This is a genomic window from Mycolicibacterium monacense (assembly GCF_010731575.1).
Classification (GTDB): domain Bacteria; phylum Actinomycetota; class Actinomycetes; order Mycobacteriales; family Mycobacteriaceae; genus Mycobacterium; species Mycobacterium monacense.
Genome location: NZ_AP022617.1, coordinates 1,834,755 through 1,849,639, shown reverse-complemented (window position 1 = coordinate 1,849,639; position 14,885 = coordinate 1,834,755). Strand labels below are relative to the sequence as shown.

Here is a 14,885-nt window from a genome sequence, read left to right as displayed (position 1 = left end):
CCGGTCCCACGCGCAAGTGTCCGCCTCCCGGGTCAGATCAAGGTCCGCTCATCTGTTGGATGAGCTACTCATATGAGGGGTTGTGGTCTGGATCATGCAATGGCTTATGCTCATATGTCAACGAGGGTGCACATATGTGCACGCTGCTCGGGGTTTGCTGAGGAGGCGGCGCCATGGGACCGGACGAGCTGTTCCAGCGGGCGGTGATCGCGCGCCGCTACTACCTCGAGGGGCGGACGAGGATCCAGATCGCCGAGGAGTTCGGACTCTCCCGGTTCAAGGTCGCGCGAATGCTCGACGAGGCCCTCGAATCCGGGATGGTGGAGATCAAGATCCACAACCCCGGCGCGGTCGACGTCGACCTGTCCACCGAACTGCAGCGCCGCTACGGCCTCGAACACGCCTACGCCGTCGCGTGCGACACCTCCACCGCAGCCGACCGCATCGAAGCCGTGGCCAAGGCGATGGCCGAGTTGCTGCAGTCGATCCTGCGGAACGGCGACGTGGTGGGGGTCGACTGCGGGCGCACGCTCACCCACATCGCCGCGCACCTGACGTCGTTGCCGCCGTGCGATGTCGTCCAACTCACCGGGATGGCCGGCGCGATCACCTCGAACGGGGCCGACCTGGTCCGCCGGATCAGCGAGATCAGCGGGGGCCGCTCCTGGCCGATGTACGTGCCGCTCGTGGTGCCCGATGCGCGCACCGCCGAAAGCCTCAGCGGCAACCAGCAATTGCAGGAGACGGTGGCCCGGCACCGTGACGTCAGTTGCGCCATCATCTCCGTGGGCGCCTGGAGTCCCGGCGCCTCACAGGTGTACCAGTCGCTGACGCCCGAGGAGATCGGGGCACTCGACGCCGCCGGTGTCTGCGCCGAGACGTGCGCCCTGCTGCTCGACGCCGACGGCAACCGCGTCCCCGGCCTCGACGAGCGGCGGATGGGGATCGCCGAGGACACCCTGCGGTCCATCCCGACGAGGATCGCGCTCGCGACCGGCCCCGAGAAGATCGACGCGACCCGTGCGGTCCTGCGGTCCGGGCTGGTCTCGTCTCTGGTCACCGACATCGACGTGGCCGCCGCGGTACTGAACTGAATCCCGTACTCCCCCAGGAAAGGACGACATGACCGACGCCGAAATGACCGTGGATCTCGACTTCTCACTGACCGGGAAGGTCGCACTGGTCACCGGCGGCGCATCGGGCATCGGTGCGGCGATCGCATCGGCGTTCGCCGCCAAGGGCGCCCGCGTGGCCGTGGCCGACCTCAACGAACCCGGTGCACAGGCGCACGCCGCGGCGTTGGCCACCGAGAGTTCGGGATTCCGTTGCGATGTCAGCGATCCCGCGTCCGTCGCGGCGACCGTCGACGCCGTGGCCGGCACCTTCGGCAGGATCGACATCCTGGTCAACAGTGCCGGGGTGGCCCGGCTGGCGCCCGCCGAGGACCTCACGCTCACCGACTGGGAGTCGACGATCGACATCAACCTCAAGGGCACGTTCCTGATGTGCCAGGCGGTGGGCCGCCGCATGCTGGCCGACGGTGGCGGCAGCATCGTCAACCTGGCGTCTCAGGCCGCCTCCGTGGCACTCGACCAGCACGTGGCGTACTGCGCGTCGAAGTTCGGGGTGGTCGGGGTGTCGAAGGTCCTGGCCGCCGAATGGGGCGGGCGGGGCATCCGGGTCAACACGATCTCGCCCACGGTGGTCCTCACCGAACTGGGCCACAAGGCCTGGGACGGACCGCGCGGCGATGCCCTCAAGAAGCTGATCCCCATCGGCCGGTTCGCCTACCCGCCCGAGATCGCCGCCGCCGCGGTCTACCTCGCCTCCGACGCGGCCGCGATGGTCACCGGCGCCGACCTGGTCGTCGACGGCGGCTACACCGTCAAATAGCCAGGCGCGCAGTACCGTCGGCGTACACCGTCACCGCCGCACCCGCGATGTCGCCCTCGACGGTCGCCGCGGCGTCCTGCGCGTCGTGGATGACGGCGAGCGTGCGCGCACCCTCGGGGGTGCGCACCGCGAGGAACGCCTTCTCGGGGATACCGTCGCGGTTGAACGGCGTGGTCCACGATTCGACGGTGCCGGTGCCGGACCACTCCACGGCGAGCGTGCGGGTCGGTTCCCGGTCCACCTCGGATTGCACGTCTTCCCAACGGAATTCGTGCTGCGGCGGTTCGGTGCCGTAGACCCCGAAGCTGTGCTTGGTCAGATAACCGCCGTTCGCGGTGATCAGGCCGCGCTGTCCCGGGTTGGCGGCCAGCCGTTCGGCCATCGTGGCGATGGAGTGTGAGACGTAGTTGTTCCAGGGGCCGCCGGCGAAGGTCAGGCCGCCGGTCACGGTGAGCGGTCGCGCCGGGTCGCCCACCGGCAGACCGAGTTCGGTCGCCGCCACCTGGACCGCCGAGGGGAAACACGAGTACACGTCGATCAGCTCGACGTCCTCGATCGCGGTGTCCGCCAGTTCCAGCACCCGTTGTCCGGCGATCCGGATCGCCGGTGACCGGTGGAACTCCGCACGCTCCCCGATGGCGTAGGTGTCGTGCGAATCGGTGCCCGCGTAGGGGAAGATCCAGCGCTCGGACGGGATCTTGAGCTGGCGGGCGGTCTCGACCGAGGTCAGGATGAGCACCGCACCCTGGTCGACCATGTTGTTGGAGTTCATCAGCTTCGGATAGGGGAAGCTGATCATCCGGTTCTCCGGGCTCGGCTGCCAGATCGCGTCGGCGGCCAGCGCGTCGCGCCGCCAGGCGTGAGGATTGTCGGCGGCGACCGCGGAGAACTGCGCCCACAGTTCACCGATCCGGCGCCGGTGCTCGTCGGGCGTCTCACCCGCCGCGATGCGCACGGCCTGTTCGAACATCGGGTAGACGTAGGAGGGCCGGTCGAGCAGGATGCGGTTCTCGGCGTCACCGGCCATCGGCACGTTCTCGTCGGCGCCGTCGGCGATCGGCACCGATTCGTCCTGGCGCGTCCAGTTCGGCCTCTCCCCCTTGGCGCGCAACCGTGTTCGGGTACGCCAGGTTTCGGCGCCCGCGATCAGCACGACGTTGTGGCGCCCGGACTGGATGTCCAGACACGCCTGGTTGACCAGGCTCTGCGGCACGTTGCCGCCGATGCCGGTGTACCGGGTCGCGGCCTTGTCGGCGCCGATGCGCTGCGCCAGCAGCAGTCCCGGGTCGCGGTAGCGCCAGGACAACAGGTTCACCACCCGCACGGCGTCGACGGCCTCGAGGACCCGCGCGTCGGCGGCCTCGCGCGCCGCGGCCTCCATCAGATCGACGGGTTCGAGGTCGGGACGGTCCTCGCGCTGGTTCACCTGTCCATAGCCGACGAGCACGGGGGTGTGGGCGGGCGAAGGCATCGACGCTCCTCTGGACGGTGACGGACGGGCAGAGTTGACAGGTGTCAAGCCTCTAGTGTGCACGACCGCTCGCGGCGCGCACATAAAGGGATACACAACCGGGTACCAGGAACTCACATGCTGTTCACCATGCCCGATGACAATGCTCGCCATGAGCAGTCAGATCACCGACGGGACATCAATGAGTGAGACCACGCTTGCCCCCACGCTGTCCGACGAGGAGCTGCGGCTCATCGACGCCTACTGGCGGGCCGCCAACTACCTGTCCGTCGGGCAGATCTACCTGCTCGACAACCCGCTGCTGCGCGAGGAGCTGCGGGCCGAACACGTCAAACCGCGGTTGCTGGGACACTGGGGCACCACCCCCGGGCTCAACCTCGTCTACGCGCACCTCAACCGGATCATCCGCGAACGCGACGCCGACGTCATCTACATCACCGGCCCGGGACACGGCGGTCCCGGGCTGGTGGCCAACGCCTACCTGGAGGGGACCTACAGCGAGGTCTACTCCAACATCGGCGAGGACGCCGACGGACTGCGAAAGCTGTTCCGCCAGTTCTCTTTCCCTGGCGGCATACCCAGCCATGTGGCGTCGGAGACGCCCGGCTCCATCCACGAGGGCGGCGAGCTGGGCTACGCACTGGTGCACGCCTACGGCGCCGCCTTCGACAACCCCGATCTGGTGGTCGCCTGCGTCGTCGGCGACGGGGAGGCCGAGACCGGACCGTTGGCCGCCAGCTGGCACTCGAACAAGTTCCTCGACCCGGTGACCGACGGTGCCGTGCTGCCGATCCTGCATCTCAACAGCTACAAGATCGCCAACCCCACGGTGCTCGCGCGCATCCCGCAGGAGGAACTCGAATCGCTGTTCTACGGCTACGGGTACCGGCCGATCACCGTGGCGGGCGACGATCCGGACAACGTCCACCAGCAGATGGCCGCCGCGCTCGACGAGTGCTTCGACCAGATCGCCGCCATCCAGCGGGCGGCGCGGCTGGACTCCGAACCCGGCCGTCCGCTGTGGCCGATGGTCATCCTGCGCACGCCCAAGGGCTGGACCGGCCCGCGCGAGGTGGACGGTAAGAAGGTGGAGGGCACGTGGCGCTCGCACCAGGTGCCGTTGTCGGAGACCCACACCAACGCCGACCACATGGCCCAGCTCGAACAGTGGCTGCGCAGCTACCGCCCCGAGGAACTCTTCGATGACGACGGCCGTCTGATCCTTGAGGTCAAGGCCCTCGCCCCCGAGGGAACCCGTCGGATGAGCGACAACCCGCACGCCAACGGCGGTCTGCTGCTGCGCGATCTGGACCTCCCCGACTTCCGTGACTACGCGGTCCCCGTCGAGGAACCGGGGTCGCAGAGCGCCGAAGCCACCCGCGTCCTAGGCACGTTCCTGCGCGACGTCATCGTCCGCAACCAGGACCGGTTCCGCATCATGGGACCCGACGAGACGGCCTCCAACCGGTTGTCGCCGGTGTTCGAGGCGACCGGCAAGGCGTGGATGGCGGAGATCAGCCCCGACGACGAGAACCTCGAGCCGTCGGGCCGGGTCATGGAGGTGCTGTCCGAACACCTGTGCCAGGGCTGGCTCGAGGGTTACCTGCTGACCGGCAGGCACGGCCTGTTCAACTGCTACGAGGCGTTCGTCCACATCGTCGACTCGATGCTCAACCAACACGCCAAATGGCTGTCCAGCAGTGCGCACCTGAGTTGGCGGCGCCCCATCGCCTCGTTGAACTACCTGCTCACGTCCCATGTCTGGCGCCAGGACCACAACGGCGCCTCACACCAGGATCCGGGGTTCATCGACCATGTCGCCAACAAGCGGCCCGAGGTGGTGCGCGTCTACCTGCCGCCGGACGCCAACACGCTGCTCTCGGTCGCCGACCACTGCCTGCGCAGCCGCCAGTACGTCAACGTCATCGTCGCCGGTAAGCAGCCCGCGCTGACGTACCTCACGATGGACGAAGCGGTCGCGCACTGCACCCGGGGGCTGGGCATCTGGGAGTGGGCGAGCACCACGACCGGCGAACCCGACGTCGTCCTGGCGTGCGCCGGGGACATCCCCACCCTCGAGACCGTGGCCGCCGCCGACATCCTGCGCCGCCGGCTGCCCGACCTCAAGGTGCGGGTGGTCAACGTCGTGGACATCATGCGGCTGCAACCCGAATCCGAGCACCCGCACGGTCTGTCCGACCGGGAGTTCGACTCGATCTTCACCACCGACAAGCCGGTCATCTTCGCCTACCACGGATATCCGTGGCTGATCCACCGGTTGGCCTACCGGCACGCCAACCACGAGCAGTTGCACGTACGCGGCTTCAAGGAGCGCGGCACCACGACGACGCCGTTCGACATGGTGATGCTCAACGACCTCGACCGTTTCCATCTGGTCATGGACGTCATCGACCGCGTCGAGAGCCTCGGCACCAAGGCCGCCGGGCTGCGCCAGGAGATGGCCGACGCGCGCTTGGCCGCGCGGGCCTACACCCGTGAACACGGCGAGGACGACCCCGCGATCTCGGAATGGAGTTGGGACAGCGGTTACCGTGCCGACGGCACCCAGTCCATGGCACAGGACACCGGCGACAACGGGTGAGCGGTTCGCGCCGGTAGAATCGGCGCGGATGACTGCCGTTCACGCCCAACCGTCGACGATGCCCCGGATGCGGGTCTACCTCGACATCGCCATTGTTGTGGCGGTGCTGGCGGCCACCAACCTCATCGCGCACTTCACCACGCCCTGGGCCAGCATCGCGACCGTGCCCGCAGCGGCGGTCGGATTGTTGATCCTGGTCCGCAGGCGGGGACTGTGCTGGACCGAACTCGGACTCGGGCGCGAGCACTGGCGCTCGGGGGCCGGGTACGCCCTGGCCGCCGTGGCCGTGGTGCTGTCGGTGATCGCCGTCGGCCTCCTGCTGCCGTGGACACGGCCGATGTTCATGAACAACAACTACGCGACGATCTCGGGCGCCTTGATCGCCTCGATGGTCGTGATCCCGCTGCAGACCGTGATTCCCGAGGAACTGGCCTTCCGCGGAGTGCTGCACGGGGCGCTGAACCGGGCCTGGGGGTTCCGCGGTGTGGCCGCGGCCGGATCCCTGCTGTTCGGCCTGTGGCACATCGCCACGTCGCTGGGTCTGACCAGCAGCAATGTCGGCCTGACCCGGCTGTTCGGGGGCGGGGTGCTGGGCACCGTGATCGGCGTGGTGCTCGCTGTCGTCGCGACCGGGATCGCGGGTTTCGTGTTCACCTGGCTGCGCAAGCGAAGCGGCAGCCTGCTGGCGCCGATCGCGCTGCACTGGTCCCTGAACGGGATGGGCGCGCTGGCCGCCGCCCTGGTCTGGCAACTGTCGGCCTGAGCGTCACCGTGTGGTGCGGTACCGCCCCCGTTGATAACGGTTCGGAGAAGTGTCACTGGTTCTATCATTGACGGGTCGGGCTCGGTGACTACCGAAGGGAGCCCACATGAAAGGCAATGTTCGCCGGTGCGCAGTCATCGGATTGGCAGCGATCGCGCCATTCGCTTCGGTGGCTCTGATCTCGCCGGCAGTCGGCAACGCTACGGAATGCGGATTCGGAACGGTGTACGACGCGCCGTCCAACACCTGCGTCGGTCTACCGCCCCCTCCTGCGCCGCCACCGCCCCCACCGCCGCCGGCGTGGAACGGCGATATCACGCCGTACTTCAGCGTGGGGGCCTGCGTACCGATCCCCATTCCGTTCGTGCCGTCGATCTGCGCGGGAATCTGACAACGGTGCACCGCAATCGCGGGGTGCCGCATTGCCCCGCGCCGATGGCTTGCGTGCGCATCGGCGCGAGGCATGTGGACCGTCCTCGGAATCAGCCCTGCGGCCGCATCTCCGGCGGTACGTTCTCCGGCGCGACGGGAACCGCGACACCCACCTCGGGCCGCGGCGGCGGCGCGTTCGGATCCGCGGGCGGAGGCGGCACGTTCGGATCGCCCGGCGCCGGCGGCGGCGGTGGGGGCGGCGGCGCCCACGGCCGGATCGAATTGGCGAGCGTGACCGCGGCCTCCCGGTCGACGGGGTTGGTGGCCGACCCCAGCCACACCACGAACCACCGTTCCGGCGTGCGCTGGCCACGCGGGGTGCCCGGCGCGACCGGATTGCCGACCACACCGGCCCAGATCTGGCCGTTCGGCTTGTTCGTATCGGTGAACTTCACCTCGTAGTACGACGCGACGCCCGGCATACCGTTGGCGTCGAGCGGAGTCGTCGACTGGTTGACCCGGGTCCCCGGGAACGGCATGAAGAACTCACCCATGTCCGAGGCCAGGCGGTTGGCCGCCTTGGTGTTGTCGGTCTCGGCGCCCGCGAACAGCTTGAGGTCGAGGCGGCCGAGCAGCACGCTGGTGTCGTTCGGCGGGTTGGTGACACCCTCCGGCGGAATCCTGGTCAGCAGCGCCTGCCCGTAAGACAGGTTCGTCGCGTCGGAGACCTTCCACCCGCCGGGCACCACGTAGCTGAACCCGCCCGCGGCATTGTCGACACGGCCCGGTTCCGGCGCGGGCGGCGGCGGGGCGTTCGGATCTGCCGGCGGCGGTGCATTCGGATCCGCCGGGGGCGGCGGAGGAAGCTGGCCCGCGGGCGGCGGTGCCGCATTCGGGTCCGCAGGCGGTGGCGGCGGGACGGGCCCGGGACCGGGCGGCGGCGGCGCCGGCGCCGCCGGTGAGGGTGCGGGGGGCGGCGGAGGGGGTGCGGGTTGCGCACCGGCCACCGAGGGCATCGCCAGGGCCGCTGCGGTGGCGCCTGCCACCGCAGCGATCGCCAGCGTCTTCGACAGGCCCCTGCGTCGCGTCGACATCACGTCCGGCTCATCCATGGTGAAAGAAACTACCGTGTTACCGCCGTGACGCAAGTGTGAATTGCTGTGAATGTGAGTAAAACGGTGATTGCTGTCTGCCTGAGCGCGCAGATCAAAGCAGGTGGACGAGGTTGCTGGGCACGTCAGTTCGCGGCCGCCACGCCCGGGGCCGTCCAAACACGTTCTGCCCAGTGGATCGGACGGGGACCGCGGGCCGTTACGGCGCCGGATACAGCGCGACTTCCTGGGCTTTCACCGCCATGTGGATGCGGTCCCCCGGCGTCAGACGCAACTCGGCGGCCGATTCCGCGGTGATGTCGGCCGCAAGGCCGGGCGCGCCGGACGCCGACTCCCCCGCCCGCACCCGAACCGCCGGACCGCTGCTGTCGACCTCGACGACCGTGACCTCCACCGTGTTGCGCGGGCTCCCGTGCGGACGCTGCCGGTACACCGCGACGGCCGCCGGGCGGAAGATCGCCACCGCCGGTTCACCGCTCACCACGTCATCCGCGGGGACGCCGTGCCAGTCCACCCCGTCGGCGCGCACCACGCCACGGTGCCCGGCGATGCCGGTCACGAGGTTCACCCCGGCGAAGCGGGCGCCGAACGGGCTGCGCGGAGCGGCGAGCACCGAGGCCGCCGGACCTTCCTCGGCGACCCGGCCGCCGTCGATGACGATGACCCGGTCGGCCAGTGTCGCGACGTCGACCAGGTCGTGGGTGACCAGCACCGCCGAGCGGCCGTCCCGGGTGAGCACCTCGCGAAGCACCCGACGCATCGCACCGGCGACGGCGACGTCCAGACCGGCCAGTGGTTCGTCGAGGAGCAGCACCTCGGGTTCGGCGGCCAGCGCGCGCGCCAGCGCCACCCGCTGCGCCTGACCGCCGGACAGTTGCCGGGGCATCCGACCGGCCAGGTCGGCGGCGCCCACTTCGTCGAGCCAATGCCGCGCGCTCGCAACGGCATTCGCGCGCGATCGACCGGTGCTGCGCGCCCCGAACGCGACATTGGCCGCCACCTGTAGATGTGGGAACAGCAGCGGGTCCTGCAGCAGCAGCCCGACCCGGCGCCGGTGCGTCGGCACCTGCACACCCGCGGCGGTGTCCGTGAGCACGCGGTCACCGACCCGCACGACGCCGTCGTCGGGCCGCACCACGCCGGCGACCACATGCAGGGCCGTCGACTTACCGGCGCCGTTGGGGCCGAGCACCGCCAGCACCTCGCCCCGGCCGACGGCGAATTCGACGTCGACACCCCGGCGCTCCACTCGCGCCCGCACCGCCAGCCCGGTCACGTCCAGCCCTGCGCCCGCAGCCGCCGGCTGCCCAGGCTGACCACCACCACCGCCGCGACGACGACCAGCAGCACCGACAGCGCCACGGCCGCGTCCGGGTCGCTCTCCCGTTGCAGATAGATCTCCAGCGGAAGGGTGCGGGTGACGCCCTCTCGGGATCCTGCGAACGTCAGCGTGGCACCGAATTCGCCCAGTGACCGCGCGAAGGCCAACACCGAACCCGAGACCAGGCCGGGTGCGAGCAGCGGCAGCGACACCCGCCACCACACCGTCGACGGCCGCGCGCCCAGTGTGGCGGCCACGACCTCGTAGTCGGTGCCCGCGGTCCGCGCGGCGCCCTCCAGGGCGATGACGAGGAACGGCAGCGAGACGAACGTCTGCGCCAGCACGACGGCCGCCGTGGTGAAGGCGATCTGGATGCCCGCCGCCTCGAGATACCGGCCGAGCAGCCCGAGTCGCCCGAACGCATAGAGCAGCGCGATACCGCCCACCACCGGCGGCAGGACCAGCGGCAGCAGGATCACCGGCCGCACCGCGCGCACCGCCCGCGACGGGCTGCGGGCCAGCACCATGGCCATCGGCACGCCCAGCAGCACGCACAGCACCGTGCTCGCGGCCGCCGTCTGCAGGCTGAGCACCAACGCCGCCACCGACGATTCGCTGGTCACCAGTGCGGTGAAACGCGGCCAGTCGACCTTCGCGGCCACGGAGACCACCGGCAGGCCCACGAACAGCGCGCCGGCGACTGCCGGCACGTAGATCCACCGGGGCAGCGCGGACCCTTCGGTGACGGTCACGCGATGCACATTAGGTCACCGGAGGGTGGGGATACCGCAACGTCTGCGCGTCGGATTACCCGAGATAGCTACCGTCCAGTAACATCGACGGCGATCGCGGCCCACGCGCGCGGCGATCAAGCCACACGAGGAGGTCATGGCGATGGAGGTGCTGGTCACCGGCGGCGATACCGATCTGGGCCGGACGATCGCGGAGGGTTTCCGCGACGACGGCCACCGGGTGGTGATCGCCGGAGCGCGGCGTGAGGACCTGGAGATCAACGCCAAGGAACTCGACGTCGACTCGATCGTCTTCGACAACACCGACCCGGCCGGCGTCGAAGAGGCCCGCTCGTTGTTCCCGCACCACCTCGACACCCTCGTCAACGTGCCCGCGCCGCAGTATCCCCCGGCGGATCCGCGCACGTTCAGCCTGGCCGACCACGCCCTCGCCTGGCGGCGCGCCCTGGACACCACCGTCCTGTCGGCCGTGCTGACGGTCCAGATCGTCGGCGACCATCTGCGCTCGGGCGGTTCGATCGTCAACGTCATCCCGGAGAACGTCGTCATCGCCCAGGCCCGCGAGGGCAGCGTCGACGCCGCGATCAAGGCGGCGCTGTCCGACTGGACCGCCGGGCAGGCCACCCATTTCGGCACCCGCGGGATCACCGTCAATGCCGTCGCGACCGGTAAGAGCGCCGGACCGTCCTACGACGGTCTGTCGAGCACCCCGCCCGCGGTGGCCGCCGAGATCGCCCGGATGGCCCTGTTCCTGTCGACGCCTGCGGCCCGCCACATCACCGGCCAGACCATGCATGTGAGCCGGGGTGCGCTCGCGAACTTCGGCTAGACCGATAGGGTTGACGGAGTGACGATCCGACTCGGACTCCAGATCCCGAACTTCAGCTACGGCACCGGTGTCGCCGAACTCTTCCCGACAGTCATCGCGCAGGCACGTGAGGCCGAGGAGGCGGGGTTCGACTCCGTCTTCGTGATGGACCACTTCTACCAACTGCCCGGGCTCGGCACCCCGGATGCGCCGATGCTCGAGGCCTACACCGCGCTCGGCGCGCTGGCCACCGCCACCGAGCGGGTCCAGCTCGGCACGCTGGTCACCGGCAACACCTACCGCAACCCCACGCTGCTCGTCAAGGCGATCACCACGCTCGACGTGATCAGCCAGGGCCGCGCGATCCTCGGCCTCGGCACCGGGTGGTACGAGCTGGAACATGATTCCCTGGGCTACGAGTTCGGGACGTTCACCGACCGCTTCAACAAGCTCGGCGAGGCGCTGCAGATCATCCTGCCGATGCTCGAAGGTGAACGCCCGACGGTCGAGGGCAAGTACTACCGCACCAAGGAGGCGATGGCCGAGCCGCGTTTCCGCGACCACATCCCGCTGATGATCGGCGGTAGCGGCGAGAAGAAGACGATCCCGCTGGCCGCGCGCCACTTCGACCACCTCAACATCATCGCCGGGTTCGACGAACTGCCCCGCAAGATCGAGGTCGTCAAGCAGAAGTGCGAAGAGATCGACCGTGACCCGGCGACGCTGGAGACCAGCATGCTGGTGGTGGCGATCATCGACGAGAACGTCACCGGCGACGTCATCCCCGACGACTTCAAACAGCAGGCGGTCTTCGGCAGCGCCGAGCAGATCGTCGACCAGATCAAGACCAAGGTGCTCGACGCCGGCGTCGACAGTGTCATCTTGAGTCCCGTCACCAGCCTCAACGGCTACCAGCCGGGCGGCATCACCGACGTCGCCGCCTTGTTGAAGCCGGTGCTGGGCGTTTAATCCCGCGCCCTGCGTGGCATAAGCCACAACCGACCGAGTGCCCAACGCCGGGCGCCGCCGACTACCGTAGAGGGCGAGATTTCGCATGTCCCGCCCGTCGAGGAGCACTGATGAGCCATCCCGGAGCCACTCCAACGGATCGGCACAAAGTCGTCATCATCGGGTCGGGGTTCGGTGGCCTGAGCGCCGCCAAGACCCTCAAGCGCGCCGATGTCGACATCAAGCTGATCGCCCGCACCACCCACCACCTGTTCCAGCCGCTGCTGTACCAGGTGGCGACCGGCATCATCTCCGAGGGTGAGATCGCCCCCGCCACCCGGGTGGTACTGCGCAAGCAGAAGAACGTGCAGGTGCTGCTCGGCGACGTGACGCATGTCGACCTGCAGAACCGGCTCGTGCACTCCGAGTTGCTGGGCCACGACTACGCGACGCCCTACGACAGCCTGGTCATCGCCGCAGGCGCCGGTCAGTCCTACTTCGGCAACGACCACTTCGCCGAGTGGGCGCCCGGGATGAAGTCGATCGACGACGCGCTGGAGTTGCGCGGGCGCATCCTCGGCGCGTTCGAGCAGGCCGAGCGTTCGAGCGACCCGAAGCGCCGCGAGAAGCTGCTCACCTTCGTCGTCGTGGGGGCCGGCCCGACGGGTGTGGAGATGGCCGGGCAGATCGCCGAGCTCGCCGACTACACGCTCAAGGGCACGTTCCGCCACATCGACCCGACCAGCGCCCGGGTGATCCTGCTCGACGCCGCACCGGCGGTGCTGCCGCCGATGGGCGAGAAGCTGGGCAAGAGAGCCGCGGCCCGGTTGGAGAAGATGGGCGTCGAGATCCAGCTCAACGCCATGGTCACCGACGTCGACCGCAACGGCATCACCGTGAAGGACCCCGACGGCAAGCTGCGGCGCATCGAATCGGCGTGCAAGGTCTGGTCGGCCGGGGTGTCGGCCAGCCCGCTGGGACGCGATCTGGCCAACCAGTGCGACGTGGAGGTCGACCGGGCCGGTCGCGTCAAGGTGCTGCCCGACCTGTCGATCCCGGGTCACCCGAACGTGTTCGTCGTCGGCGACATGGCCGCCGTCGAGGGGGTGCCGGGCCAGGCCCAGGGTGCCATCCAGGGGGCCCGCTACGCCGCGAAGCTGATCAAGAACGAGGTCAAGGGCGCCAACCCGGCGTTCCGCCAGCCGTTCGAGTACTTCGACAAGGGCTCGATGGCGACGGTGTCGCGGTTCTCCGCGGTGGCCAAGGTCGGACCGCTCGAGTTCGGTGGCTTCATCGCGTGGCTGGCGTGGCTGGCCCTGCACCTGGTGTACCTGGTCGGGTTCAAGACCAAGATTGTCACGCTGATCTCGTGGACGGTGACGTTCCTGTCGACCAAGCGCGGCCAGCTCACGATCACCGAACAGCAGGCGTACGCCCGAACGCGGATCGAGGAACTCGAGGAGATCGCCGCGGCGGTCACTGACACCGAACGCGAGCGGGAGCAGGCGGCTAGTTAGTCAGCCGCTCGCCCTGCCAGGTTGCCAGGCAGCCGCCCGCCGCAAGCGCGAGCACCGTCCCGTCGGACGCGAATGACGGTTCGGGGTAACGCAGTTCGCTGACGCAAGCCAGCGGGCGGCCGAGCGCGTCATCCGTGACCGATCCGGTGCCGAGTTCGACACGGTGCCGCAGCAGCGGCGCCCCGTCGACGTCGGCGTGCAGCGCACCGGACCAGAAGCCTTCGCGCTCACCCGATCTGCCGATCTGAACCCGCTCTCGTAGGCGGATGCTGCCCGCATCGGTCAGCCGTATGCGGGTGGTCGTCAGGTGGCGGGAGGCGCCCGCGACGACGGTGGGTTGCGGGTCGATGTCGAGTGCGCCTGCCGATTCGATGTCCCAGCACGTCTGCGACTCCGGGGTGGCCGCGCTCGGCAGCGTCACGGTCGCCGCGGCGCTGCGCACCACGAGCCGGGCCCCCGGTTCCACCACGACGCGCACGTTGATGACGTCGCCGCCGAGCGGGGTGGCCGCGGCGGACACCAGGTACACCGTGTCGGACCCGGTGCGGCGCACCGCGATCCCCCCGGTGTGCTCGATGCGGGGGCCACGCCCCGCGCAGGCGACGATGACGACGTCGGAGCGCACTAGCCCTGCACCGGCACCCGCAGTTGCGCCCGCACCCAGTCCAGCACCGGCCCGGCCGTCGGATCGGCGGTCAGCGAGATGAGTACGAAGGGCCGCTCTCCGCGCACCTTGGTCGAATCGCGTCGCATGACGTCGAGATCGGCGCCGACCATCGGCGCCAGATCGGTCTTGTTGATCACCAACAGATCCGAGAACGTCACCCCGGGTCCGCCCTTGCGGGGCACCTTGTCGCCGCCGGCCACGTCGACGACGAAGATCTGCACGTCGACGAGTCCGGATGAGAACGTGGCGGTGAGGTTGTCGCCGCCGGATTCGACGAGGATCAGGTCGAGGTGGTCATGCCCGGCGACGAGGTCGTCGATGGCGTCGAGGTTCGCGGTGATGTCGTCGCGGATGGCGGTGTGCGGGCAGCCGCCGGTCTGCACGGCCGCGATCCGGTCGTCGGGCAATACCGCATGACGGCGCAGGAAGTCGGCGTCCTCGGTCGTGTAGATGTCGTTGGTCAGCACCGCCAGCGACAGTTCGTCGCGCAGTTGCCGGCACAGCGCGGCCACCAGCGCCGTCTTACCCGACCCGACGGGGCCGCCGACGCCGATCCGCAACGGCTCCCCCGGGGTTCGCACCCGCTTGGGGCGGTCGGCGTGCCGGTGGGGTTGGCCCGTGGAATCAGCGGAGAGGAAATGCGGTGGCATGGCGGGTCC

13 protein-coding genes are annotated in these 14,885 nt (G+C 69.4%); 7 read left to right on the top strand and 6 right to left on the bottom strand.

Going from position 1 to position 14,885, the window contains the following annotated elements; all coding sequences use genetic code 11:
- Positions 1–173 precede the first annotated feature (173 nt).
- The gene (locus tag G6N49_RS08715; RefSeq protein WP_011560183.1) at positions 174–1,094 is read left to right on the top strand and encodes a sugar-binding transcriptional regulator; all 921 of its coding nucleotides are present in this window, start codon (positions 174–176) and stop codon (positions 1,092–1,094) included.
- A gap of 28 nt (positions 1,095–1,122) precedes the next feature.
- Positions 1,123–1,893 carry an SDR family oxidoreductase gene (locus G6N49_RS08710; protein ID WP_011560184.1) on the top strand — a complete coding sequence of 257 codons (771 nt, stop codon included), beginning with the start codon at positions 1,123–1,125 and terminating at the stop codon, positions 1,891–1,893.
- Here G6N49_RS08710 and G6N49_RS08705 read toward each other — a convergent pair.
- Positions 1,886–3,364, bottom strand: coding sequence for an acetyl-CoA acetyltransferase (locus G6N49_RS08705; protein ID WP_011855805.1), 1,479 nt, complete (start codon positions 3,362–3,364; stop codon positions 1,886–1,888). The genes G6N49_RS08710 and G6N49_RS08705 overlap by 8 nt on opposite strands.
- Before the next feature lie 181 nt (positions 3,365–3,545).
- Here G6N49_RS08705 and G6N49_RS08700 point away from each other — a divergent pair, with 181 nt between their 5' ends.
- Both G6N49_RS08700 and G6N49_RS08695 read left to right on the top strand, forming a co-directional pair.
- Positions 3,546–5,966: a phosphoketolase family protein gene (locus G6N49_RS08700; RefSeq protein WP_011855806.1), complete on the top strand. Its 2,421-nt coding sequence runs from the start codon at positions 3,546–3,548 to the stop codon at positions 5,964–5,966.
- 28 nt (positions 5,967–5,994) lie between these two features.
- Positions 5,995–6,729, top strand: coding sequence for a CPBP family intramembrane glutamic endopeptidase (locus G6N49_RS08695; protein WP_011855807.1), 735 nt, complete (start codon positions 5,995–5,997; stop codon positions 6,727–6,729).
- 482 nt (positions 6,730–7,211) lie between these two features.
- Here G6N49_RS08695 and G6N49_RS08685 read toward each other — a convergent pair whose 3' ends face one another.
- The 3 genes from G6N49_RS08685 to G6N49_RS08675 all read right to left on the bottom strand — a co-directional run bounded on the left by G6N49_RS08685 (position 7,212) and on the right by G6N49_RS08675 (position 10,262).
- A complete protein-coding gene (locus G6N49_RS08685) occupies positions 7,212–8,213 on the bottom strand; it encodes an APA family fibronectin-binding glycoprotein (protein WP_011855808.1) in 1,002 nt (333 codons plus the stop codon).
- A gap of 199 nt (positions 8,214–8,412) precedes the next feature.
- The gene (locus tag G6N49_RS08680; protein ID WP_011560190.1) at positions 8,413–9,489 is read right to left on the bottom strand and encodes a sulfate/molybdate ABC transporter ATP-binding protein; all 1,077 of its coding nucleotides are present in this window, start codon (positions 9,487–9,489) and stop codon (positions 8,413–8,415) included.
- Positions 9,486–10,262, bottom strand: coding sequence for an ABC transporter permease (locus G6N49_RS08675; RefSeq protein ID WP_221222827.1), 777 nt, complete (start codon positions 10,260–10,262; stop codon positions 9,486–9,488). Before G6N49_RS08675 ends, G6N49_RS08680 begins: the two co-directional genes overlap by 4 nt.
- A 166-nt stretch (positions 10,263–10,428) precedes the next feature.
- Here G6N49_RS08675 and G6N49_RS08670 point away from each other — a divergent pair, with 166 nt between their 5' ends.
- From G6N49_RS08670 to G6N49_RS08660, 3 genes are all read left to right on the top strand, one after another.
- Positions 10,429–11,115, top strand: a complete 687-nt coding sequence (locus tag G6N49_RS08670) for an SDR family oxidoreductase (RefSeq protein ID WP_011560192.1) — start codon at positions 10,429–10,431, stop codon at positions 11,113–11,115.
- Between the two features lie 18 nt (positions 11,116–11,133).
- The gene (locus G6N49_RS08665) at positions 11,134–12,063 is read left to right on the top strand and encodes an LLM class F420-dependent oxidoreductase (protein ID WP_011560193.1); all 930 of its coding nucleotides are present in this window, start codon (positions 11,134–11,136) and stop codon (positions 12,061–12,063) included.
- Between the two features lie 110 nt (positions 12,064–12,173).
- Positions 12,174–13,559, top strand: coding sequence for a type II NADH:quinone oxidoreductase Ndh (locus tag G6N49_RS08660; RefSeq protein WP_011855809.1), 1,386 nt, complete (start codon positions 12,174–12,176; stop codon positions 13,557–13,559).
- Here the strand turns inward: G6N49_RS08660 and G6N49_RS08655 are convergent.
- Together G6N49_RS08655 and ureG are read right to left on the bottom strand one after the other, a co-directional pair.
- Positions 13,552–14,184 carry an urease accessory protein UreD gene (locus tag G6N49_RS08655; RefSeq protein WP_011560195.1) on the bottom strand — a complete coding sequence of 211 codons (633 nt, stop codon included), beginning with the start codon at positions 14,182–14,184 and terminating at the stop codon, positions 13,552–13,554. The two genes, G6N49_RS08660 and G6N49_RS08655, sit on opposite strands and share 8 nt — an antisense overlap.
- Positions 14,184–14,876 carry an urease accessory protein UreG gene (ureG, locus tag G6N49_RS08650; protein ID WP_011560196.1) on the bottom strand — a complete coding sequence of 231 codons (693 nt, stop codon included), beginning with the start codon at positions 14,874–14,876 and terminating at the stop codon, positions 14,184–14,186. Before ureG ends, G6N49_RS08655 begins: the two co-directional genes overlap by 1 nt.
- Positions 14,877–14,885: the final 9 nt, after the last annotated feature.

Bases quoted from the DNA above. Each gene is read 5' to 3' on its own strand.
- G6N49_RS08715 (WP_011560183.1), top strand. From the start codon at position 174: ATGGGACCGGACGAGCTGTTCCAGCGGGCGGTGATCGCGCGCCGCTAC.
- G6N49_RS08710 (WP_011560184.1), top strand. From the start codon at position 1,123: ATGACCGACGCCGAAATGACCGTGGATCTCGACTTCTCACTGACCGGG.
- G6N49_RS08705 (WP_011855805.1), bottom strand. From the start codon at position 3,364: ATGCCTTCGCCCGCCCACACCCCCGTGCTCGTCGGCTATGGACAGGTG.
- G6N49_RS08700 (WP_011855806.1), top strand. From the start codon at position 3,546: ATGAGTGAGACCACGCTTGCCCCCACGCTGTCCGACGAGGAGCTGCGG.
- G6N49_RS08695 (WP_011855807.1), top strand. From the start codon at position 5,995: ATGACTGCCGTTCACGCCCAACCGTCGACGATGCCCCGGATGCGGGTC.
- G6N49_RS08685 (WP_011855808.1), bottom strand. From the start codon at position 8,213: ATGGATGAGCCGGACGTGATGTCGACGCGACGCAGGGGCCTGTCGAAG.
- G6N49_RS08670 (WP_011560192.1), top strand. From the start codon at position 10,429: ATGGAGGTGCTGGTCACCGGCGGCGATACCGATCTGGGCCGGACGATC.
- G6N49_RS08660 (WP_011855809.1), top strand. From the start codon at position 12,174: ATGAGCCATCCCGGAGCCACTCCAACGGATCGGCACAAAGTCGTCATC.
- ureG (WP_011560196.1), bottom strand. From the start codon at position 14,876: ATGCCACCGCATTTCCTCTCCGCTGATTCCACGGGCCAACCCCACCGG.